The 23,378-nt window shown below is 60.3% G+C and carries 19 protein-coding genes; 11 read left to right on the top strand and 8 right to left on the bottom strand.

The window, feature by feature from the left end; all coding sequences use genetic code 11:
- Window positions 1–2: 2 nt before the first annotated feature.
- The 4 genes from AC5ZG5_RS07430 (at window position 3) to AC5ZG5_RS07415 (ending at window position 5,171) form a co-directional block, all read left to right on the top strand.
- Window positions 3–392: a response regulator gene (locus AC5ZG5_RS07430; RefSeq protein ID WP_028164261.1), complete on the top strand. Its 390-nt coding sequence runs from the start codon at window positions 3–5 to the stop codon at window positions 390–392.
- The gene (locus AC5ZG5_RS07425) at window positions 389–1,639 is read left to right on the top strand and encodes an adenylate/guanylate cyclase domain-containing protein (RefSeq protein WP_456641429.1); all 1,251 of its coding nucleotides are present in this window, start codon (window positions 389–391) and stop codon (window positions 1,637–1,639) included. Before AC5ZG5_RS07430 ends, AC5ZG5_RS07425 begins: the two co-directional genes overlap by 4 nt.
- Window positions 1,640–1,808: 169 nt before the next feature.
- Entirely contained in the window at window positions 1,809–3,437 is a 1,629-nt protein-coding gene (locus AC5ZG5_RS07420) for a GMC family oxidoreductase (protein WP_456641430.1), read from the top strand.
- Window positions 3,438–3,833: 396 nt separating this feature from the next.
- Window positions 3,834–5,171 (top strand): ABC transporter substrate-binding protein, encoded by a 1,338-nt coding sequence (locus AC5ZG5_RS07415; RefSeq protein WP_456641431.1) that lies wholly within the window; start codon window positions 3,834–3,836, stop codon window positions 5,169–5,171.
- A 51-nt stretch (window positions 5,172–5,222) separates the two neighbouring features.
- Here the strand turns inward: AC5ZG5_RS07415 and AC5ZG5_RS07410 are convergent, their stop codons facing one another.
- From AC5ZG5_RS07410 to AC5ZG5_RS07400, 3 genes are all read right to left on the bottom strand, one after another.
- The gene (locus AC5ZG5_RS07410) at window positions 5,223–6,557 is read right to left on the bottom strand and encodes a TAXI family TRAP transporter solute-binding subunit (protein WP_456641432.1); all 1,335 of its coding nucleotides are present in this window, start codon (window positions 6,555–6,557) and stop codon (window positions 5,223–5,225) included.
- 114 nt (window positions 6,558–6,671) lie between these two features.
- Entirely contained in the window at window positions 6,672–7,331 is a 660-nt protein-coding gene (locus tag AC5ZG5_RS07405) for a hypothetical protein (RefSeq protein ID WP_456641433.1), read from the bottom strand.
- A 561-nt stretch (window positions 7,332–7,892) separates the two neighbouring features.
- Entirely contained in the window at window positions 7,893–8,648 is a 756-nt protein-coding gene (locus tag AC5ZG5_RS07400) for an outer membrane protein (protein WP_456641434.1), read from the bottom strand.
- Window positions 8,649–9,280: 632 nt separating this feature from the next.
- Between AC5ZG5_RS07400 and AC5ZG5_RS07395 the strand changes: the two genes are divergently transcribed.
- On the top strand, window positions 9,281–10,723 hold the full coding sequence (locus AC5ZG5_RS07395; protein WP_456641435.1) for an FAD-binding oxidoreductase: 1,443 nt from the start codon (window positions 9,281–9,283) through the stop codon (window positions 10,721–10,723).
- A gap of 68 nt (window positions 10,724–10,791) precedes the next feature.
- Here AC5ZG5_RS07395 and AC5ZG5_RS07390 read toward each other — a convergent pair whose 3' ends face one another.
- From AC5ZG5_RS07390 to AC5ZG5_RS07370, 5 genes are all read right to left on the bottom strand, one after another.
- Window positions 10,792–11,577 (bottom strand): CarD family transcriptional regulator, encoded by a 786-nt coding sequence (locus AC5ZG5_RS07390; RefSeq protein ID WP_245287293.1) that lies wholly within the window; start codon window positions 11,575–11,577, stop codon window positions 10,792–10,794.
- A gap of 404 nt (window positions 11,578–11,981) precedes the next feature.
- Entirely contained in the window at window positions 11,982–12,320 is a 339-nt protein-coding gene (gene fdxA / locus AC5ZG5_RS07385; RefSeq protein ID WP_028164252.1) for a ferredoxin FdxA, read from the bottom strand.
- Between the two features lie 153 nt (window positions 12,321–12,473).
- Window positions 12,474–12,743 carry an RNA-binding S4 domain-containing protein gene (locus AC5ZG5_RS07380; protein WP_456641436.1) on the bottom strand — a complete coding sequence of 90 codons (270 nt, stop codon included), beginning with the start codon at window positions 12,741–12,743 and terminating at the stop codon, window positions 12,474–12,476.
- A gap of 27 nt (window positions 12,744–12,770) precedes the next feature.
- On the bottom strand, window positions 12,771–16,241 hold the full coding sequence (locus AC5ZG5_RS07375) for a helicase-related protein (RefSeq protein WP_456641437.1): 3,471 nt from the start codon (window positions 16,239–16,241) through the stop codon (window positions 12,771–12,773).
- Window positions 16,242–16,669: 428 nt separating this feature from the next.
- Window positions 16,670–17,449 carry a DUF3108 domain-containing protein gene (locus AC5ZG5_RS07370; RefSeq protein WP_456641509.1) on the bottom strand — a complete coding sequence of 260 codons (780 nt, stop codon included), beginning with the start codon at window positions 17,447–17,449 and terminating at the stop codon, window positions 16,670–16,672.
- A gap of 438 nt (window positions 17,450–17,887) precedes the next feature.
- Between AC5ZG5_RS07370 and rpmB the strand changes: the two genes are divergently transcribed.
- From rpmB to AC5ZG5_RS07340, 6 genes are all read left to right on the top strand, one after another.
- Window positions 17,888–18,193 (top strand): 50S ribosomal protein L28, encoded by a 306-nt coding sequence (gene rpmB / locus AC5ZG5_RS07365; protein WP_028164248.1) that lies wholly within the window; start codon window positions 17,888–17,890, stop codon window positions 18,191–18,193.
- 240 nt (window positions 18,194–18,433) lie between these two features.
- Window positions 18,434–19,588 (top strand): DUF262 domain-containing protein, encoded by a 1,155-nt coding sequence (locus AC5ZG5_RS07360; protein WP_456641438.1) that lies wholly within the window; start codon window positions 18,434–18,436, stop codon window positions 19,586–19,588.
- Complete coding sequence (locus AC5ZG5_RS07355; protein ID WP_456641439.1) at window positions 19,585–20,037, top strand: AAA family ATPase; 453 nt, start codon at window positions 19,585–19,587, stop codon at window positions 20,035–20,037. The genes AC5ZG5_RS07360 and AC5ZG5_RS07355 overlap by 4 nt, the downstream gene beginning before the upstream one ends.
- Before the next feature lie 39 nt (window positions 20,038–20,076).
- The gene (locus AC5ZG5_RS07350) at window positions 20,077–20,754 is read left to right on the top strand and encodes an AAA family ATPase (RefSeq protein WP_456641440.1); all 678 of its coding nucleotides are present in this window, start codon (window positions 20,077–20,079) and stop codon (window positions 20,752–20,754) included.
- Window positions 20,755–20,758: 4 nt separating this feature from the next.
- Complete coding sequence (locus AC5ZG5_RS07345; RefSeq protein ID WP_456641441.1) at window positions 20,759–21,733, top strand: hypothetical protein; 975 nt, start codon at window positions 20,759–20,761, stop codon at window positions 21,731–21,733.
- 121 nt (window positions 21,734–21,854) lie between these two features.
- Window positions 21,855–23,138, top strand: a complete 1,284-nt coding sequence (locus AC5ZG5_RS07340) for a T6SS phospholipase effector Tle1-like catalytic domain-containing protein (protein ID WP_456641442.1) — start codon at window positions 21,855–21,857, stop codon at window positions 23,136–23,138.
- Window positions 23,139–23,378 lie beyond the last annotated feature (240 nt).

Raw genomic sequence — 23,378 nt, 5'->3', positions numbered from 1 at the left:
CCGTGAGTGTGATGGTCCTGGTGGTGGATGACGAGCCCGATGTGGAGGCCTTGTTCCGCCAGCAATTTCGCCGCGATCTTCGCGCCCAGCGCTTTGTGATGGATTTTGCCGGGACGGCGTCGGAGGCCCTGACCCGCATATCCGACGTCGGCGAGCACTCGCTGATCCTGATCTTCTCCGACATCAACATGCCCGGGATGAGCGGGCTCGAGATGCTGCCGGAGGTCCGCGCCCGGCGGCCTGACGTTCCCGTGATCATGATTACGGCCTACGGAGACGCCGCGACGCGCAAGAAGGCGCTGGAGCGAGGCGCGGACGACCTCTTGACCAAGCCGATCGACTTCAGCCAAGTCCGCCAGGAGATCGACGCGAGGCTGGAACGATCCGCATGACCGCCACTATTCTCGTAGTCGACGACGAGCCGGATCTGGAGGCGCTCGTGCTCCAGAAATTCCGCCGGCAGATCCGCGACGGACTGGTGAGCTTCGTCTTCGCGCGTGACGGCCTTGAAGCCCTTCAGTCGATCGAGCAACATCCCCATGTCGATCTTGTCGTCTCCGACATCAACATGCCGCGCATGGATGGCCTATCACTGCTGGCAAAACTGCAGGAGGCAGAGGACAAGAAGTCGACCATCATCGTCTCGGCCTATGGCGACATGAGCAACATCCGCACCGCGATGAATCGCGGCGCATTCGACTTCATCACCAAGCCCATCGATTTCGCCGACCTGGAGATGACGATCGACAAGACGATGCGTCACATCGAAGTCCTGCGCGAGGCACGCCGCCGCCAGATGGAAGCGGAGCGCGCCCACGCCTCGCTGTCGCGCTATTTCTCGCCCGAGCTCGCCAAGCGCCTTGCCGCCGGGGACGACGGCAACGACATGGAGGTGCGCTGGCGCGAGGTCGCCGTGATCTTCACCGATATCACGGGCTTTACCTCGCTGGTCGAGACGGCCGTGCCCGAGGTGCTGGCGGAACTGCTCAACGAGTATGTCGGCGGCCTGACGGATGTCGTCTTCGCTCACGAGGGAACGGTGGCGAAAGTGATCGGTGATGCCATCCAGGTGCTGTTCAATGCGCCCGGCGACCAGCCCGACTATGCGACCCGCGCCATCGCCTGCGCGCAGGCGCTCGATGAATGGGCGGAGGCGTTTCGCGGGCGTTGGAAAGAGAGAGGCGTGAATTTCGGCGCCACACGGATCGGCGTGCACGCCGGCCCGGCGCTGGTCGGCAATTTCGGCGGCAACCGCTTCTTCGATTACACGGCCTATGGCGACACGATCAACACCGCCGCCAGGCTGGAAGCCGCGAACAAGGCGCTGGGCACGCGGATCTGCGTCAGTGACGCGGTCGCAAACGCGGCACAGGACTTCAAGGGACGACCGATCGGCGATCTTGTCCTGCGCGGACGCAGCGAGCCTTTGCGCGCCCACGAGCCTTTATCGGCAGCAAGATTCGATGCGCCGGCCACGACGCAATATGCGACCGCCTTTGCCAAGCTTGAGTCGGGTGACGCCGCGGCCATGCCGGCTTTCGCCGCACTGGTCGGAACGCATGCCGACGATCCGCTCGCCAGCTATCATTTGCGGCGGCTGCTCAACGGCGCCAAAGGCATCCGCATCGAGCTCGCCTGACCGGGCGCACGTTTCCGTTACAGATGAAACATATTAATGGTCGGACATCGGCATCGAACGCTGCGGTGTCGGGCTTGTTGGCTCTTCTTGATTGATTACTTCTAACGCCAGGGCCATTGCGCTGCTTGGTGCAGGCGCCCTCTGAGCGCAGTCCTGGAGCGTCGAAAAATTGAAACGACGATCGTACGATTATATCGTTGTTGGAGCAGGCTCCGCGGGCTGTGTCCTGGCGAGCCGTCTCTCCGAGGATGCCAATTCAACTGTTCTCTTGCTCGAGGCAGGTGGATACGACCGAAATCCGCTGGTCCGCATTCCGATCGGACTAGGAAAGCTTCATGAGTATGGGATCTACGATTGGGGCCTGATGGCTGAGCCTGATGCCGGTCTCAATGGCCGCGTGATTCCCGCAAAGCGCGGGAAAGTGTTGGGCGGATCTCACTCGATCAACGTGATGGCATTCACGCGCGGCGATCGTGCCGACTATGGCGGCTGGGCTCGCGCGGGCGCCCGAGGATGGTCCTACAGCGATGTTCTCCCTTACTTCAAACGTTGTGAAACGTGGCAGGAAGGAGGAAGCGTATTGCGCGGCGGATCGGGGCCGATACACGTCGAGTTCTCGCGCTCAGTCGATCCGCTGTTCGACGCCTGGCTCGCCGCTGCGCGCGACCTCGGCTTCACATTCACGAACGACTTCAATGGAGAAACGCACGAGGGGTTCGGGATAATCCAAAATACCACCTGGAAAGGCCGTCGAGAGACGACAGCCTCAGCCTACCTTCGATCCGCGCTGAAGCGCGCAAATCTGGTACTTCATACCAGAGCGCAAGCGACTCAAATCGTTTTTGAGGGTACCCGAGCGGTGGGAGTACGGTACGTCAGCGGTGGGCGAAGCGCCTACGTGATGGCGAATCGAGAGGTCATACTGTGTGCGGGCGCGTATCACACGCCACATTTGCTCATGTTGTCGGGTATCGGGCCGACGAAGCATCTCGCCTCTCTTGGGATCGAAACACTTATCGATCTGCCGGTAGGCCAGAATTTGCAAGATCACCTTGCTGCATGGTTCAACTGGAGCCGCCCCACGCCGGGTGCCTTCCACAGGACGATGCGCCTTGACCGAATTTCGTTAGCCCTGGTCCGAGCTTATCTGTTTGGGACCGGACCTGGGACAATGCTTCCGAGGTATCTCTTCGGGTTCGTCAAGACCGATCCTTCGCTCGAGGCGCCGGACATCGAATTCATGTTTCGGGGAACGGCCGCTCAGCCCTACGTTTGGTTCCCAGGGATTCGTCCGGCTTTTGAAGACGGCTTTGCGATCCGTCCAACATTGCTTCATCCAAAAAGTCGCGGGGAGATCTCGTTGAGATCGACGAACCCGCTTGATGCACCGAGAATCCGCAACGGATTCCTCGAGCACCCGGATGACCTTGCGACGTTGCTGCGTGGAGCAAAAATCGGTCTCGAATTGGCCGCTCACCCGGCGGTTGCCTCGCTGGCAGGAAAATCAGCCGGACCTTCGCGCGTCCAATCGGACGGCGATATTGAACAGTGGATTCGAAGCACGGCGATCACCGCAAACCATCCGTGCGGCACTTGCGGAATCGGGAGTGTCGTGGACAGCCAGCTTTCAGTCCTTGGCGCGACCTCGCTTCGGATCGTCGACGCGTCAGTCATGCCAACAATCGTATCTGGGCACATAAATGCATGTGTTCTCATGATCGCCGAGAAGGCCTCTGATCTGATCCGCGGCCAACAGGGACAGGTCCTGGAAAGGCATGGCTTGACCTCGGCACAATAGTGGCCCGGGCGCCACCGCCATGGCAACGCGCCCTCGTTATCTCGACTGGCCGGCGAGCGACCGTTCCTCCATCGCGACCAGGCAGAACGCAGCGCAGCCCAATCGGAGCAATGAGTCGTTCGCTTCTTGGTTCTGAAGCGATCCGATGACGGATAGAAACGTTGGGACAGGGTGGCTGTCGGATTATACCGCTTGCTCCAATACAACTTTAGGCATTGAATTTCACACAATAATGCGCTGCTGCCGCGAGTCGTTTAGCGATGCAGTGTTTCGATCAATCAATTCTACTCAATCTCACGCGAAGCAAGTCACCATAGGCTTGCGCGCTCGCTTTTCCGCGCACTGCGCCGAAGCCCACGAAAAACAAAACACCAATTGGCCATCATGGAGGGAACAATGTCACGAAAGCTTTCGCGACGACAATTTGTAAGTGCGACTGCCATGTCGTCCGCAGCGCTGATCACGGCGCCATATGTGCGCGGCGCTTGCGCCGCTGGCAAACTGTCGATGGGTTTTTGGGACCACTGGGTGCCGGGCGCCAACAAGACCTTGACCGATCTCGTCAATGAATGGGCTGCGAAGGAAAAGGTCGAGGCTCAGATCGACTACATCACCAGCCAGGGCAACAAGATCCTCCTGACCGTCTCCGCCGAAGCGCAAGCCAAATCCGGACACGATATCCTGGTCATGGCCACGTGGTTGCCGCATGCGAATGCCGAACTGCTCGAGCCCGTCAACGACATCATGGCGCCGATCATCCAGCAGAACGGCGCGGTCAACTACACAGTCGAATATCTCGGCCAGGCAGGTGGCAAGTGGCTCGCCGTTCCCTCGTGCGTCGGCAGCCAGATCAAGGGTCCCTGCTCGCGTATCGACCTGATGAAGAAATACGCCAATATCGACGTGCAGGAGATGTATCCGGCCGGCAGCCCGCCGAAAGCGGACAACTGGACCATGGATACGTTCCTTAGGGCTGCCGAGGCCTGCCAGAAAGGCGGCTTCCCTTTCGGCATCGGTGTCGGCGAGACCGCTGACAGCACTGATACCGCCGGCGCGATCTTCCAGTCGTTCGGCGCAGAACTCGTCGACGCCAAAGGCAACCTGACTGTCAGGACCGACGCCGTCCGGCAGGCGCTGGATTTCTACAAGAAGCTGATCGCCTTCCTGCCATCAGACGTCGCGGCATGGGACGACGCCTCCAACAACAAATGGCTGATTTCCGGCAGGGGCGCGCTGATCATGAACCCGCCGAGCGCCTGGGCAGTCGCCAAGCGCGACGCTCCGCAAGTTGCCCAGCAATGCTGGACCCACGGCTTTCCGGCCGGCCCAAGAGGTCGCTTCGCGCCCTACGTGCCCTTCTTCTGGGCCATATGGCAATTCTCCAGGAACAAGGCGGCAGCCAAGAGCCTGCTTGCGCATCTCTCGCAGCCGTCATCGATTGAGAAGCTGGTGGTCGCCAGCGGCGGCTATGATCTGCCGGCCTACCAGAACCTCACGACACTGGAGGTTTGGGCGGAAGCGGAGCCGCCAAAGGGCACGCTCTATCACTATCCGAACCCCTATAACCATCAGAAGCTGTCAGTTGCGGCCTCGCCAGCACCGCCCAAAGTCGCGCAGCAGATCTACTCGCAAGCGACGCTGACCAAGATGTGCCTGCGCCACTCGCAGGGTGAAGCAATGGAGAGGACCCTCGGATGGGCGGAAGCCGAGTGCGAAGGTTTCATGAGGAGCTGAAGACACGCACGCAATCCATGGCGACGAACTCAGGCGCGATTGCTAATAGCCTCACGACGTGGTTTTCAACTTGGTCTGTTGGCCTGCTATGGCTAGCACTGCCTTTCGATCATGGATGAGATTCTCAAGCCGATGGGCGGCGACATTGAGCGTAGCGGCATCAAGGGCGCCTTCGTCGTCGGTCCCCGCTCTGGCACGCTGCGCACGCAAAACTTCGTCGATTTGATTTTCAATCTCGAACAGCTCCGATTCCGTTTCAGCCTTTCTGATCCTTTGTCCCAGCGCGTATAGCGAATCCAGCGCAGCTTCTTTGGTCTCGAGTTCGCCGGATCTGAGAAATTTCCAGGCCGCTGCCAATATTGAGGCAAGCGCGCCCAATGCCATTGGCGTGAGAAAAATCGCGTTGCTCCACTTGTCCAGGAAGCTTTGCTGGGTGCCGTTGTAGAACTCCGCGGCGCCTGGATGAACCGGAAGATAGGCGCCGGGGTCGGTATCGGGTGCCTTCATCTGCGCCAGGATCGGCAGTTCGCCCGACAGGTCTCGGCGCGCGCTCGTAAAGGCTTGCGTGAAATCAGCAACCAGATCGTTATCAAGGGACTTCTTGGCAACCAGGTAGAACGAAACTTTCAGCGTCGTGACATCATCTGCCGGGATCGGAGGGGAGCCTCGCAACGTACCCTTGGGGATGTCGAAGCTCTCGTACGCGCGCTCCTTCTCGGCTATGGCTCCCGCAGCATCGATCGGGATCAGGACCGGGGCGGCTTTCCCGCTCTGGGAGAAGAGTCCCCGCACCAGCGACAAATACTTCTCGGTCATGGGCATCACGAAAAGGACGACCCGCACCTCCTTGCTATCGACCGCCCGGCGCGTGTCGGCCGGCGCAAGGTTCTTGAACACGACATTGGCGCGATCAAGGGCGTATTCCTTGGTCAGCACGCTGACGATCTTCTGATTGGTCTCGCCTCCAACCACCCCCACAGTAACGCGCTTGAGGCCGCTCATGTCGGTGATCGACGATCCCGGTGGCGCGACCAGCAACACCACCGCTTGAGCGAGGACGACGATAGCTTGCGCCTGCGACAGGTCGCCGACGTCGCCGCGGACCACCGCCAGATCGGTCTTGCCCGCGGCAAACTCGTTGGCGGACTCGAGTGCGCCAGTGGTTTCAACCACCTTGAGCCGGACCGGCGCGTTCACCTCGGTGAGGCGGCTCGCCAGCGCGGATACGACTCTTGGCGCCTCGCCGTCCAAGGATCCGACCGCGATCGACAGCGTGACCGGCCGGACATACCAGCGATACGCGAATAGACTTGCCCCCGCGGCCAGGGCAACCAGCCCGGCCACCATAGCGACGCGCAACCAGATCGGCAGCTTGATTGCGTCCATGCCTATTCTCGACAAATGATCATCCGCCGAACCTGCCTCTCCCCCTGCGCGAACCTCGAAAACCAAGTCATTAAGGACACCGCCACTACGACTGTTCTGCGTGACCCGCCTCCGCTAATCCGTTGTCGAATGGCTGGCTGCTTTCGGAGCCGATTGTTTCAGGTTCGAAGCTGCTTTTGTTTGATTGGTGCTGCAGTTTTCTGGCGAGTTCTTTTCTCCCACTATGCCCTCAAAAGGATCGCGAACGATCGCCTTCAGCGCCAACAGGTCATCCTCATTCAGAAAAGAGATCTTTCCTGCGGGCGTCGTCACCATTCTTCCAATCGTTGAGAGGGGAATGCCGAGTTTCGCCGACAACCTGGCCAGGTAAATGGTATCGCGGATCGTTTTGACATCTTCTCCGCCATGGCCGTTTGAAACCGAGTGAACTCCGATCGTTGCGCTCTCCGATACGTAGCGCTTCCGGCTCGCCAAGAAAATGAACGCACATGCCGAGTCGCACTCTCCCGAAACGTACGTCGTCAACCGCTTCTGACGCGTGAAGATTGCGATCTGGAATCCTTCATCGAGTTTTCCACCTTTCGAGCTGAGATCGATGCCGAGAACTCGCCGCTGGGCACTGAAATGAGATCTAAATCGTATGTAGTCGCCCTCTTCGATATCGCCCCGCAGCCTCAAGACATCTCCGGAGCAACCCGCCACGCGCGAAATCTCCATGCTCGCGCAATCCGCCGACAGGAAAATGGCTGAGAGTGTGAGTAGCGTCCTGATCACTCATCTCTCCCCAATCAGAAGCGCAACGGAATGGCTCTTGCTCCTAATTCAATGATCGGTCATCCGGCTGACATTGACTTAGGTCAAGGCAGGGCGAGCGAGCACAATTCCCGCTCGCAGTCGGCTGAAGCAAACGTGTCAAGGACGGCGACGCTCTATGTGGGCTTAAGGGGCTGGTTAGCGCCGCCTCTTGCGGAGTGAATGTGACCGGGCCTCAACGCCTGCGCCGGCGTTGCAACCGACAAGACGAAGCCGGCGACAGCAATCCTCCGGGAGGAGGCCGCAAGCGCTCAAGAAAGCAGAAGCGACCTTGACGGATGTGCAATGGAATTGCGCGAACAAACGTGATCACTAGAGCATGATCCGGAAAAGTGGACACCGGTTTTCCGAAAAGATCATGCTCAAACAAAGGGCTAGAGCGGGATGACGATTCGAAGAGAAGTCATCACGCTCTAGGACAGCACGAATGACCGATTGCCGCAGGCCAGGACGATCGGGCCCGCTCAACAAAAAGCCCCGGACGATGCCGGGGCTTGAAGTTTGCTGGAGATTGACAGTCGATCAGTAAGGGGCAGGCGATGCATAACCGCCCCAGTTGAAGTGATAGTTCACGCGCACCGTGACCATGTCCACGTCCTGGCTGATCCGATTGAGCGCACCGGCAACGATGGGATTGACCACCGAGAACGAATTGTTCGCATTGCCCATGAACAGGTGGTCGTACTCGACACCGACCGACCAGTTCGGTGCGAAGCCGTACTCGTATCCGACACCCACGCTACCGCCCCAGCGGGTCGAACTGAACGAGGCCAGACTACTGCCTGTAAGCGTATCGAGAACGCTGAAGCTGTTGCTCGTCACCGCTGCGCCACCCTTGAAGTACAGCAGCGACGTGTTCCAGGCATAGCCGATCTGACCGGTGAAAAGACCAATGCCGTCCGTTTTCACGCGCGTCGAGAAAAATGGATCGATGAGGCTGGCGCGCGTGTTCTGGAGATCGGCCCAATCCCCCTGGGCTTCCAGGCCGGCCACCCAGCCGCCGCCAAACTGCCAGCGATACCCGATCTGACCGCCGACCAGACCGCCGGACCGCTCACGACACCCGTCGCTGAAGACTCCACCGAACGCGTCGATAAAGTTCCAGCAATTGCGGCTCTGGCCCCAGCCGCCATTGGCGCCGACGTAGAAGCCGGTCCAATTGTAGACCGGCGGAAGCGGCGGCGGTGGCGGCGCCTTGACCGCCATATCAGCGGCCAGCGCCGGCGCGGTCGCGCCGAGTGCAATCAAACCAACAGTGCCCAGCAAAAATTTCTTCATATCGTTCCCCCTCTTCGGCGTCGCCTAAGGATCGGACGACCGATGGACTTGTTGCGGCGATTAACGTCTGCATTCCAATTCCACCCGCGAGCATAGATCATTTCACCCGCGAAACTTGTGCTAGTACGGCAACACTCGGATTTTGTTTCGGGAATAAGTGGCAGCCACTCTGACACTTCGAATTATGCGCTTTGTGCCATCGCCGCCGCGTTTCTGCGGCGGCTTCAGGATCACTCGGCATCCCTGTCGCAGAACGCAGGCGTGGACATCGGGAAAAAGCTGACCCCGTTATCGATAGAGAAGAGGGCACAATGAAGCTGGTCGAGGCCAAGCGATTGCTGCTCGTTGCGACGGCGCAGCTTGCTTGACGCGGGCTCGGCCCTACAGCGTCTCCAGCACCGTCGACGTTCGCTAAAAGCCCCGCCACATTCTGTCGTTGAACCATTCTTTGACCGGGTTGGACTAACGTCCAGGCGGAAATTCTCCGTTCGCTATATCGAACGGACGGCAAAAGACTTTTTTTGCGCTACCTCGGCTGTGAATGACAGCCGTCGACGGCGCCCGCCTCTTTATTGCTCGGCCAGAAAATGCTGGCCCGAAAAACAGTCACCGCTAGTTACGGAGGAGATGCCATGACGGAGATCCGGCTGGCCTCGCTGCAGGGCGGGGCGATTACGTTTGCAAGCGATGCGATCGATGCCTTTCGGCAAACATTGCGGGGCGATGTCTGCCTGCCCAACGAGCCGGGCTATGACGAGGCACGCACAATCTGGAATGCGATGATCGACCGCCACCCGGGCGCGGTCGTACGCTGCAAAGGAGCTGCAGACATCATGCGCGCCGTGGGGTTTGCGCGCGACCACGGAGTCCTGCTCGCCGTGCGTGGTGGTGGCCACAACATCGCGGGCAATGCTGTTTGTGAAGGCGGGCTGCTGATCGATCTTTCGCTGATGCGTTCGGTGCGGATCGATCCGCGTAACCGCACCGCGCGCGTGGAGCCGGGCGCAACGCTTGGCGAATTCGACAAGGAGGCGCAGGCTTTCGGCCTTGCCACGCCCCTCGGCATCAACTCGACGACTGGCGTTGCGGGATTGACGCTGGGCGGCGGCTTCGGCTGGCTCAGCCGCAAATTGGGGCTTGCCGCTGATAACCTCATCTCGGCCGACGTGGTGACGGCCGATGGCGGACTCGTGCGAGCGAGCGAGGCCGAGGACGCTGACCTGCTCTGGGCGCTGCGCGGAGGCGGCGCCAATTTCGGCGTCGTGAGCTCGTTCGAGTTTCGCCTGCATCCGGTCGGCCCAATGGTGCTCTCTGGACTCATCATCCATCCCTTCGCTCGGGCGAACGAGCTTCTTGCGGGCTATCGCGACATCGCCGCCAAAGCGCCGGACGAACTCACGATCTGGGTGGTGCTCCGGCAGGCGCCGCCGCTGCCATTCTTGCCTGTCGAAATGCACGGCAAGGAAATCGTCGCGTTCGCCGTCTGCTACACGGGTGGCGAGGACGAGGGTAACCGCGCCCTGGAACCGTTGCGCGCGCTTGGGGAGCCGGTTGCCGACGTGATCGGCATGCAGCCTTTCGCAAGCTGGCAGAGCGCGTTCGACCCGTTGCTCACGCCCGGAGCCTACAATTACTGGAAGTCGCACAATTTCGCCGAGCTCGGCGACGGCCTGCTCGACGCCCTAGTAAGCCATACGAAGAGCTTGCCGACCGGTGAGAGCGAAATTTTCATTGGTCAGCTTGGCGGCGCCACCAGCCGCGTGGCTGTCGACGCGACGGCGTTCCCCCACCGCGACGCCAGATTTGTCATGAACGTCCATACGCGGTGGCGCGACCGCGGCGACGAGCAACGCTCGATTAGCTGGGCGCGCAGGTTGTTTGCTGAGACTGCGCCGTACGCAACCGGCGGCGTCTACGTCAACTTCATGCCGGAGGATGAGAGCGATCGCGTGTCCGGCGCCTACGGCCCGAACTACGCTCGTCTCGCGGCGCTCAAGGCCCAGTACGATCCCGGCAACCTGTTCAGGCTAAATCAAAATGTTCTTCCGGCCGCCGCGCAGCGACCGGCCGCCTGACAAGGACGCAAAAACAAGAAGCCCGGCCGCTCGGCCGGGCTTTTCGTTGCAAATCTTGGGCTGGCTGCTTACGCCGCCTCGTCGGCCACGGTGGCGTCGTCGCTGTCGCCGTCGAGATCGTCGGCGTCGCCTTCACCGTCGCCGTCCTCGGCGCCGGCTTCGGCCTTGGCTGCGCCACGGCGCGGGCTCTTGGCGAGCTGGCTCTCGATTTCCTTGATCGCTTCGGTCTCGGTCGAGTGCTGCACGACCGCGATCTCGCGCGACAGCCGGTCGAGCGCCGCTTCATAGAGCTGGCGTTCGGAGTAGGACTGCTCGGGCTGCGATTCCGAACGATAGAGGTCGCGCACCACTTCCGCGATCGCGACGATATCGCCCGAATTGATCTTGGCTTCGTATTCCTGCGCCCGGCGCGACCACATCGTGCGCTTGACGCGGGCACGGCCCTTCAGCGTCTCCAGCGCCTTTTTGACCAGAGCCGGGTCGGACAATTTGCGCATGCCGACATTGGCGACCTTCGCGGTTGGGACGCGAAGCGTCATCTTGTCCTTCATGAAGCTGATGACAAACAGTTCCAGCTTGGCGCCCGCAATCTCCTGCTCCTCGATCGCGAGGATCTGGCCGACGCCGTGAGCCGGATAGACCACGAATTCGTTGGCCTTGAATCCCTGACGCTGGGTCACGACCTTCTTCGGCTCCTCGACGCGCGGGGCCGCGGCAACCGGCTTCGCAGCCGGCTTGACGGCGGCCTTCGGCGCAGGAGCTGCAGCCTTGGGAGCAGTCTTGGCGGCGACTTTCGAAGCAACGGTCTTCTGGGCTGTCGCTTTCGCGGCAGTTTTGGCAGTCTTTTCTGGCATCACGCTTCTTTTGTTCTTCGAGGACTTTGTAGCCGCAGCCTTACGGGCTTCCTTCACGGACGCCCTGGCACGACCCTTGACTGCGCTGCGGGCAACTGCAGCGGCTTTCTTTGACGATTTGGAAGCACTCTTTTTACGCGTTTTCTGTGACACAGCCTGCGCGCGGAAACTGCCACGCCCCTGTTCGGTGTTTTTGCGGAAACGAACGGGGCCAAAGATCAGGATGGCCGGGTTCGGCTCTGACAATGTGCCCAATATAGCACATTTTCCGCAAAAATCAATGATTTAGGGCCGAATCCCGTCGCCTGCCGGGGCTGACGGTCATAACTCTGTCAACAGGGTTAAACGACGGCGTGCTTCTCCGCCTGAAAACGGTCTCGATCCGGCCAGGGACAGCGCGCGAATCAGTCGCCGGTTCCGGGGTTGGCAGAGAAATATTTCTCGAACTTGCCTTCCTGCCCGTCGAACTCCTTGGCGTCAGGGGGCGAGTCCTTCTTCTGGGTGATGTTTGGCCAGCTCTTGGCGTATTCGCTGTTGACCTCGAGCCACTTCTCCAGGCCCGGCTCGGTATCCGGTTTGATCGCATCCGCCGGGCATTCTGGTTCGCAGACGCCGCAATCGATGCATTCCTCGGGATGGATGACCAGCATGTTCTCGCCCTCGTAGAAACAATCGACGGGGCAGACCTCGACGCAATCGGTATATTTGCACTTGATGCAGTTTTCAGTGACGACGTAGGTCATCCAGGACTCCGAACCAAAGACTCCGAAAGCGGATTCATTCTTTGAAAGGCTTGCGTTTCAAAAATTGCGTAGCGCAGGAGAACCGCTGCTGCAAGATAAGCAAGCCGGTTTTCGGCGCCGTCTTTCGCGCAACTGATTGCCTGCCCGAGATAATCACTCGGGGCGGCTCTGCAAATCCTCGTACAGCACCCGCGCTGCCGTCGCGTCGCCCCGCCGCTCGGAGAAGCCGATCACCTTCAGCACGCGCACGCTGCGATCGAGCGCGATGGTCAGCACGTCGCCCGATTTGACCGCGTGCCCGGGCGCGCTTTCGCGCACGCCGTTGATGCGGACATGGCCGGCCTCGACCAGCGCGGCGGCGCTGGTGCGCGCCTTCACCACCCGCGCGTGCCACAGCCATTTATCGAGACGCTGGCGCTCCAATCGGCCTCATTCCTGGGTTGGCGCGGCTCAATCCTTGCGGTTACCGGCGAGCTGCTCCTTCAACGCCGCGAGTTTTGCGAACGGCGAATTCGGATCGATCGCGCGTTCGCGTTCGCGCGGCGCCGAACTCGCATATTGGCGGAGCGCCGGGCCGCTCTCGCGCCCCTTGTCGCGGCCGCCTTTGTCGCGGAAATCACGGCCGCCGCGCTCGCGGTCGCTACGGTCGCGATCCTTGCGGTCGCCGGAGAATTTATCGCGGCGGCGATCATTGTCGCGGTCGCGGCCCTTGCCCTCGACGCGCTCGCGGCGCCCGCCTTTGTCCTCACGCGGGGCGCCATTGCTGGCGGCCGCAGCTCCCACGGGCGCATCCTCGCGCGGTTTGCGGAATTCGTGATGGCGGCGACCACGGCGCTGCTGGTCGCGCTGGGCGCCATCGGCACCTTCACCCGCTGCGGCGGCGCCCTGTGCGCCATCGCGCGGCTGATGGCGGTGGCGGCTGCGGTCATGGCGCGGGCGACGCTCCTCGGAGCGGCCGCCGGGGCGCCAGACTTCGACCAGTTGCGGCTCGGCCGGGGTCTCGGCTGCGGCTGGCTCGGTAACGGCGTCGGCTGGTGCAGCTTCTTCGGTGCTGGCTGCAGCCTCGGCTGTTGCCTCCGTCGGCGCGGGCTCCTCCGGCGCATCGGCCGCGACTTCTGCGGGAGCTGCCGCCTCCGGCTGCACTTCGGCAACGGGCGCCTCGATCGCCTCGGGCTCCGCCTGCGTTACAGCCATCGGCTCCCGCTGCGCCTCAGTCACCTCCGGTTCCGGCTGCGCTTCCGCGACGGGCTCTGCGGCGGCGGCCGCTGGTTCCTCGCTCGGCGCAGGCGCCAGGGTCACTTCGGGCAACAGCGCCGCGGATGGGCTGGCCTCAGCGGACGCGGGCAGCTCGGCGGCCACTTCTTCCGCCGGTGCCCCCGCAGTGGCCTCGGCGGTCGCTTCCACCGCCGGCGTCTCGGCGGACACTGTCTCGACCACTTCCACCGGCTTCGGCGGCGGGGGCGGGCGGCGCTCCATGCGATAGCCGAGCGCGCGCAGGACCGAGGCGAAATCCTCGCCGGCCGAGCCGGTGAGCGAGGTCATCGCCTGCGTCACCACGAAGCCGCGGCCGTCGAACGCGCCCGCAGGCTTCTCGCCCGGCGCGCCCTCGCGCCAGGCCAGTGCAGGACGGATCAGATCCGCCAGCCGCTCCAGGATGTCGACGCGCACTGCCCGCTCGCCGCACTGCTTGTAGCCGAGCACGCGATAGGCATCGCGCGGCAGCCCCTTGTCGATCGGGAATGAGGTCCGCCCGCTCGACGCCAGATGCTGCACGTTCGACAGCGCCGACAGATCGACATTGTCCTGCTTCTCGGCCCAGAGCAGCGAGGCCAGCGCCCGCGCCGCCGGCTTGAGGAGCTGCGGGAAGTAGATGTGATAGGCGCCGAAGCGGACGCCGTATTTGCGCAAGGTCGCGCGCGAGGGCTGGTCGAGATCCTTCATCTCGGACGCGATCTTGGTCCGCTCCAGCACGCCGAGAGCTTCCACCAGTTGGAACGCGATGCCGCGCGCAATCCCCTGCAGGTCCTCTGCCTTCGACAGGTCGAACAGCGGCCCGAGCAATTTCGTAATATGCGTCTTGAGCCAGAGATCGAGCCGGTTCTGCACGGCCTCGCGCGGCGCGCCGGTCAGCCGCTCGTCGGAGATGATGCGGAGGCGCGGATGCAGCGCGTCGTCGGCCGCGGCGAGTTTGGCCACCGCATCGCCGGTCCAGCGGATAGTACCGTCGGAGGTTAGCACGAAGGTTTCGTCCGGCGCGGCGCTCAGTTTCTCGGCCCGCGTATCGATCTCGCGCGCCAGCACCTGCTGGGCTGCGGCCTGCAGCGCCTTGGCATCTGAGCCCGCTTCCGCCGCGTCAGGCGCAAAAGTGAATCCGTCGAGCCGGCCGATCACATGCCCCTCGACGATGACTTCGCCGGTCTTGCCGATTTCAGTATTCAAAACAGAGTTCTCCCGCAGGCGGCGCATCAATACACTGGTACGCCGATCAACGAAACGCTCCGTGAGCCGTTCATGCAGCGCATCGGACAATTTATTTTCGAGCTCGCGCGTGATCCCCTGCCAATGTTCGGGATCGGACAGCCAGTCCGGCCGGTTCGCCACAAAGGTCCAGGTGCGCACCTGAGCGATCCGGCCCGACAGCGTGTCGATATCGCCGTCGACGCGGTCGGCCTGATCGACCTGGGCAGCAAACCATGCATCGGGAATACGCCCCTTTTGTATCAGGAAGCCGTAAACCGTGGTCACAAGCTCGGCATGGGCCGCGGGCGATAGCTTTCGGTAATCGGGTATCTGGCAAGTGTCCCATAGCCGCTCGACGGCGACAGCGCCATGCGCCATGTCGCGCACCTCGGCATCGCGCGCGGCGTGGTCGAGCACGCGCATGTCTTCCGCGATCGGCGCCCTCGTCAGCACTTCATGCGACGGCGGCAGCGACAACGAGACCTGCAAGCTGCCGAGCGAGGAGAAATCCAGCTTCGAGTTGCGCCATTGCAGCATTTTCACGCTGTCAAACGTGTGGTTCTGCAGCGCGTTCACCAGTTCCGGCTCGAACGGCGCGCAGCGCCCTGTGGTGCCGAAGGTACCATTGCGCGTCGCGCGGCCGGCTCTGCCTGCGATCTGCGCAAACTCGGCCGGTGTCAGGCGGCGGAACTGATAGCCATCATATTTGCGGTCGGAGGCGAAGGCGACGTGATCGACGTCGAGGTTCAGCCCCATGCCGACGGCGTCGGTGGCGACGAGATAATCCACGTCGCCGTTCTGGAACATCGCCACTTGCGCATTGCGTGTGCGCGGCGAGAGCGAGCCGAGCACGACCGCTGCGCCGCCATGCTGGCGGCGGATCAATTCGGCGATCGCATAGACCTCGTCCGCCGAGAACGCGACGATCGCGGTGCGCCGCGGCTGCCGCGTGATCTTGCGGTCGCCGGCGAATTCGAGCGTCGAGAGCCTGGGCCTTGTGATGATGGAGGCGCCGGGCAACAGCCGCTCGATGATGGGACGCATCGTCGCAGCCCCGAGCAGCAGCGTCTCGTCGCGCCCGCGCCGATTGAGGATACGGTCGGTGAAGACATGCCCGCGCTCGAGATCGGCCGCGATCTGGATCTCGTCGACGGCAAGGAACGAGACATCGAGATCGCGCGGCATCGCCTCGACGGTCGAGACCCAGAAGCGCGGCGACTTCGGCTTGATCTTCTCCTCGCCGGTGATCAGCGCGACGCTCTCAGGCCCAGCGCGATCGGCGATCTTGTTGTAGACCTCACGCGCCAAGAGCCGCAGCGGCAGCCCGATCAGCCCGGACGAATGCCCAAGCATGCGCTCGATGGCCAGATGCGTCTTGCCGGTATTGGTCGGCCCGAGCACGGCCGTGACGCCGGCGCCGGGCGCGCGCTCATGGGCGAAGGGAGGAGAGGAAAGAGCCATGATTTCGAGGTGCTTTTCTTGATGCTTTTCTTGGAGATGAAAGAAAGCGCGACTAGGAAAATTGTCTCAGATTGCTACACGGCGGATGCCGCCGCTTAAGCTTCGGAACGAGTTGAGAACGAATCGCGGCCGAATCGCTGACTCCACCTGTGTTCTCCTCCGTTCACCGCAACATCTCGTGTCGGCATTTCAGTTCCAGCACCAAATCGGGTTTAGCAGCGATCACGATGACAGCGAAATTGTTAAAGCCGGAGTCGAATCAGAAGCGGCAAAGAGTCAACAGGATTCGACGATCTGCCCGGCTCGTCATGCCCGGGCTTGACCCGGGCATCCATCGAGAGAAGGGCTCTTCGTAAGATGGATTGCCGGGTCAAGCCCGGCAATGACGAGCGGAGCACTCGGTCCATCTCCTTGCGACCAGCCCCGCCCTACTGCGTCTTCGCCACCCGCGGTGGCATGGCAGACGTCACGAACGACGTCGCCTCCAGCATGGCGAGCCCGAACGGCGTCGGGATCTTGACGCGGAACGGGATCAGGATGCGCGTGCCCGCGATCGGCACGAAGGTGATCTCCATGTTGCGCGCCTCGGCGAGGTACTTGATCACCGGACGGTCGGGGATATAGCCCGCGATCGGCGTGAAATAGATCGCGCAGACCAGCGCCGGGCCCTGATAGCCCTTCTCCGCCTTGACCATCTCCACGCGCTTGAAATCGAGCTTCAAATCGTAGCGCAGCCGGCCGTCGAATATGCCCGCGCTCGTACGGCAGCTATCCGGGCTCATCAGCTCGCCCGTGCCCGGCACCCGGAGCAGCGAGCCGGTCATCGGATCGAACACGTTCTTCTTGTGGCCCTCGGTGACCGGGATGCGGTTCGGATCGACCGGCGGTTCCGGCTCGATCACAGTTTCCTTGATGCTGCCGCCACTGAGCGCCATCCGAATGATCTCGGATTTCTTGTAGCTGTTGTAGTTGACGGTATAGCCCGCCGCCACCAGCGCGCCATTGACCACGCGCCCCTGGGATCCGCCCACCCCGCCGGCGCCAGCAAATGCCTTGAGCAGCCCGGAGGTGCCGCCCTGCGCGATCGCGGAAAAGGTGTCGTCGCCGATCTCGATGGTCCAGCTTCCCTTGCCGACGGCAATACCGGCCAGCGAGGCCTCATACTGCGCATCCAGCCGGCCCTGCGCGAGCGCGCCCTCCGGCAACATCAGGAACAGCGCGCCGGCGCACAACAGCCAGGATTCCCTCACTGAGGGCAGAAAACTGCTGAAAATGCTCACAAACTTAACGATCCTGTCGTCGGCGCCGAAAGATCATCTAGGGAGAAATGACCGGCAAGCAACGCGGGCGAATACGGAACCACTTACGGGTGTGAATACGCCCTTTATATGGTTTGTTAAACGGCTGAACGGCCTTGTGAACGTGCAGGTTTTGCGTGCCATAGGGTTTTACCGTTCGCGCGAAGAAAACGCCCCGAATCGAGGATTTCGGAACCAGGGAAAGCGGCTCCAAACCCGATAAAACCTTGACGCTTTGCAGCTCACCCCCTATACGTCCGCGGTTCCTGGAAAATGGACGTAGGTTTAGACCCCCGCCGCGCGCGGCGCGCGCTGTTGGTTTAGCGGGGATGGAAGAGGATTTGAACAATGTCGCGGCGCTGTGAACTGACGGCCAAGGGCCCGCAAGTGGGCCACAAGGTGAGCCACTCGAACATCAAGACCAAGCGGCGCTTCCTGCCGAACCTCTGCAATATTACCTTCCAGTCGGAATCGCTCGGCCGCAACATCCGCCTGCGCGTCTCCTCGAACGCGGTGAAGAGCGTCGACCACAACGGCGGCCTCGATGCGTTCCTCTTGAAGGCGAGCGCCGCAAACCTCTCGCCCCGCGCGCTGGACCTGAAGCGCCAGATCGAGAAGAAGCGGACAGCGGCTGCGGAGCAGAAGGCGAGCTGAGGCTCGCTGTATCAGAGTAGCGATTTGAGAATTTGAGCGGCCGGGTCGAAAGACCCGGCCGTTTTTGTTATGAAGGAACCCAACATTGCTCTTGGACCCCAAATAATCGGTAGGTGTATTTGGAAGTGGCCCTTGAAGCATTGCGCGCGCGAAGTGCTAACTCAACACTCCACCTAGTCCGCTCGGCTGCTTCCTGAGCGACGGCCTCCAAATCCTCCTCCGCTAATTACGGTGAACTGCATGTCGATCAGTGAGACCGCCAAAGACGAAACTCTCGAAGAGGCTGTCTCGGCCGCACTCGGCATTGAGGAGGAGAAGCTTGACCAAGGCTGGGTCATCGATAAGCCGTTTGACCCAGATAAGATCAAAGTCACAACCGAGAAGAAGACGATCGATTTGCTCGTTCGACGGATTGATCACAAGGAGATCGATCTAGCACCTGAGTTTCAAAGGCGAGCAAGAGTTTGGCACCCAAGAAGAAAAAGCCAACTTATTGAGTCGTTATTGCTGCGTATTCCGTTGCCAGTCTTCTATGTCGCAGCGAATCAACGCGACGACTGGTCCGTCGTTGACGGCTTACAGCGTCTTACAACCATCTACGACTTTATGAAAGACGAGTTTGTTCTTTCTGGCCTAGAGTATCTCGGTGCTTTAGAGGGCCTCACGTTTAGCGAACTGGATCGCGCCATGCAGCGGCGCATCGAAGAAACAGAACTGGTCATTAACGTCATCCAACCGGGCACTCCCGAAGAGGTGATGATAAACATTTTCAAACGCATCAACACGGGCGGCGTACCCCTAAACGGTCAGGAAATTCGTAATGCTCTGAACAAAGGACCCGCACGCGAATTTCTGCGGACTTTGGTTGAGACGAACGAATTCCAGTCGGCAACAGACCACAGAGTTCGAGACGAGCGGATGGACGCCCAGGAGATGGTCTTACGCTTCCTTGCCTTTACGATCGTCCCATGGAAGGACTACCGAATAAATGACTTGGATGCATTTCTGAACGAGACGATGCGCAAGCTCAACGAAATGTCTTCGGGAGAGCGCCGGAAGCTGGAAACAGAATTCAAGCGTGCGATGGAGGCAGCAAGCGACATTTTTGGCAATAACGCGTTTCGTAAGCCGCGCATCTTAGGCGATGGTCGAAATCCAGTCAGCAAACCGCTTTTCGAAAGCTGGAGTGTCAATCTTGCTGCATTGAACGATGACTTGTTGAGCAGACTAATCAGTCGCAAAAAAAGTTTGGTCGACCGCTTTCATGCTCTGGTGCGAGACGACCCTGAATTTGTAATCTCAATTTCCTACTCCACTGGCGTTCCTAAACGGGTTGAAAAGCGCTTTGGGACAATTCACGATCTAGTGCGGGGCGAGCTGCTGGAGGCTTCATGATCAAAGAACTCGCGCTCACAAACTTTAAGTGCTTTGCGAATCAAAAAATACCAATGGGGTCATTGACGCTTCTTTCCGGCCTAAACGGCATGGGAAAGAGCAGCGTTATTCAAAGTTTGCTCGTGCTCCGACAGTCGTTTCAGAGCGGCATATTGGCTCGGGGCGCACTCCTGACTTCGGGTCCGCTAGTCGACCTTGGATCCGTTTCTGACGTCTTGTTCGAACGAGCGAAAGAAGACTCTTTAGCGATCGAGCTCCTCTTCGATAAACCGAAATTTGCGTTCTCCCCAAAGACGTACGCCTCTTTCTCATTTTCTGTTATTTCGGGAGACAGGCTGCTCGGTGAACAAGCCAACATTGAAGCAGCGATCGACAGGGTAAAGGCGCAACCGAACCAATCGATTTTTTCAGACAATCTTCGGCAGGAGCATATTGGAAATTTTCAGTAGTTGGGTGCCGAAAGGAATGGACCAAGAAAATTCTCGCCGATGCTGCATTCCAAGACTTCATCGCTAGAGCTCGGCTCGCGCGGTGAATACACCCTACACATGCTCGAAATGTTTCAGGATTCGATCCTTATAGCTCCCGATGACCCTCGGTCAAAGTCGGGCTTTGGAGAACGCCTGAGAGACCAAATTGAAGTTTGGCTCGGTGAGATTAGTCCAGGCGTAAATCTCGCTATCAAGGCAATCCCAGATGCGGATCTCGTCGTAAGTGGCTTTTCGTTTGGCGGCTCGGGTCAACTGAGGAGCCGTGAGTATCGCGCCACCAACGTGGGATTTGGCCTTTCGTACGTCTTGCCAGTCCTAGTTGCGCTGCTCGCAACTGCGCCAAAAGGAATTGTTTTAATCGAGAATCCCGAAGCTCACCTCCACCCGCATGGGCAAACCAAGCTGGGGGAGCTATGCGCACGAGCAGCAGCGGCCGGACTACAAGTGATCATTGAAACACACTCTGATCACGTCTTAGACGGCGCGCGAATTGCCGTGCGCGACGGTCTGCTCGAAGCACAAAGAGCAACGTTTCACTATTTTAAGAGAACCGATGGTGAGATCGAAATAACGAGTCCCACCATCGATAAGGACGGAAAGCTTAGTGACTGGCCCTCGGGATTCTTTGATCAAGGACGCCGCAACACCGCACGATTGCTAAAGCCAAAGAACTAATACAATGGGTGATTACGTATTAAATTCAGCTTGTCTATCTCCAAGCTATTCGAGTCAAGCAGAGGCGTCAGTTCACATAACTCAATTGCTTGAGGGGCTTGCCGCAGTTGATGACAACAGCGATCGCTTGCCCGTCTTAAGATTGCCGTCGGATCCTTGGGGCATTATTCTTTTCAAAGACGCTCAGAGCGGCACGGAAGTCTCGTTGGGAGAGCTAGCGCATAGCCTCTATTTCGACGTCAATACTCGAGATCACGCGGCTTATTTTGATCAACTCGCTCGCACGATCCCAACGGATCAAGGCCTCGATGAGGAAATCATTGAAGAGTTGCTTCGTCTAGAGCCGGACAAGCCAGTCCCCAATCTCGAACATACATTCAAAAGCGTCCAAGCGGCAGGTCTTGACGCAACATTGTGCGCACTAACGGGTTCGTTGTTGCTCAGTTTGCTGCGAGATCAACTGTGGAACTTTAGCCGCATGGGATTTCTCGCGGAAGAAATCGAATACGCCTTCGATCATATAGCAAATGTCGGCCACTCAAATGAGATCTTGGCCCGAAGATTAGCGGTTACAAGAGAAGACTTAACTCTGAGGAATTTCTGGGCGAACAAAGAAGCGGCGTTCCCCCACCTCATTTTTGGCGCAGATGTAGAGAGCCAACTTAAGAACTTCGATAGCAGATATATACCTCTGCTATTTAGGCGTTTGGCGGAATTGAATGAGAAAAGCCGCATTTGGTCACAGACTGGACACCTTCCTACGACGCCGCCCGCGATAACACCCGAATCCAAGGCGACTATGTCGCAATTTGGCGACAACCGAAGGTTCTCGGATAGCAATGGAAATCCTCAGACATTTGAGGATCACGTGTGGGTCGAATCCACAAACAGAGTACATATCCTTCTACACGACGACAGTAGGCGTATTGAAATCGGGTATGTAGGGCATCATCTCCCAACCGCGACGCAACCCACTTAGTCCGGAGCATTGCTCGTTTGGTTATTGAGGACCAGTAGGTCCGGTAGCCCAGACTGGAGAACGTGCTGCAACAAAAATTCGTTCTCTGCTATACTCGCCGAGGTAGCAGGGAGGGGCCGCCATGCGGAACATCGTGATTTGCTGCGATGGGACGGGGAACGAGATCAACGAGAACATCTCCAACGTCCTGAAGCTCTATCGTTGCCTGCGCAAGACGGAGAAGACACAGCCGCGGCAGTTCGTCTATTACGATCCAGGCGTCGGCACGCTCGCGCGGCCGGATCCGTGGCGGAAGCTGAAGCAGGATTTCATTGCGATCCTTGGGCTCACCACCGGCTATGGGCTCGATGACAATGTGCTCGCGGCCTATGAATTCCTGGTGCAGCATTACCAGGATGGCGATGCGATCTATCTGTTCGGCTTCTCGCGCGGCGCCTATACCGTGCGGGTGCTGGCGGGGCTGATCCACAAGATCGGGCTGATCTCGCCGGAGCAGGTCAACCTCGCCGGCAGCGGGCTCACCGCCTACAAGCAGTTCTCGGATAGCCACAAGACTGGCGCGGACGCCAGCCTGCGGGCGCTGCCGCCGCCAAGCGACGAGTTCGGGCCGCTGCCGAAGGACCGCTACGACAACGCGGCGCAGTTCGCGCGCATCCTCTCGGTGCGCTGGCCGACCATCCGCTTCGTCGGCGTCTGGGATACGGTCGCCAGCATCTTCGTGCCGCGGCCGGACCGGTTCTATTGGCCGAGCCTGGAAGAGCTCGCCTTCACGATGCACAATCCGAGCATCCGCACCTTCCGCCAGGCGATCTCGATCGACGAGCGGCGCTGCATGTTCCGCCTGAAGAAGTATGACGAGCCGCAGCTGTTCTTCAGCAACCGCTTCATCCCCGATGAGAAGGCCGAGCCGCAGGACATCCTGCAGGTGTGGTTCGCTGGTGTGCATGGCGACATCGGCGGCGGCTATCCGGAAGCGCAAAGCGCGCTGTCGAAATATCCGCTGCTGTGGATGATCGAGGAAGCCACCAAGTTCGGGCTGACGGTGAACATGCAGATGGTGAAGCAACTCGCCTGGGGCGTGCAGCGCAGGGGCAGCCCGTTCACTTACGTGAAGCCCGATGTGGCGGGCGAGATGCACGACCCGATGACCTGGGGCTGGCGCATGCTCGAATACATCCCGAAGAAGGCCACCTACAAGGAATGGCCGGAGCGCAAAACGCATTTCGGCTTCTACATCCCCGACTGCGAGCCGCGGCTGATTCCTGAAGATGCCGTGATCCATGAATCGGTGGTGAAGCGCATGGACGCGGTGACGGACTATCGGCCGATCAACCTGCCGAAGCAGTACAGGACCTTCCCGATGCCGGAAGCGCCGACAGAGCAGGCCCCACCGGAAGCGGCGTGAGCGGCGGCGCGTGTTGCGCGACGCCTGCGCCGCAGTCTCCCGCCTCTCCCCTTGTGGGAGAGGCCGGATTTCGCGCGTCAGCGGGAAATCCGGGTGAGGGGTATGCCTCCGCGAGGCGTAGTCCCTCGATAGGCCGGGACCCCTCACCCGGATCGCATTCCGCTTCGCTGCATGCGCTCAGGCCTCTCCCACAAGGGGAGAGGCGAAGCGGAGCAAGCGGCAAAACCACAGGCCAGCACC

The sequence above is a fragment of the Bradyrhizobium sp. Ses1 genome (assembly GCF_059512365.1).
This window is presented reverse-complemented; position numbering and strand designations above follow the sequence as displayed.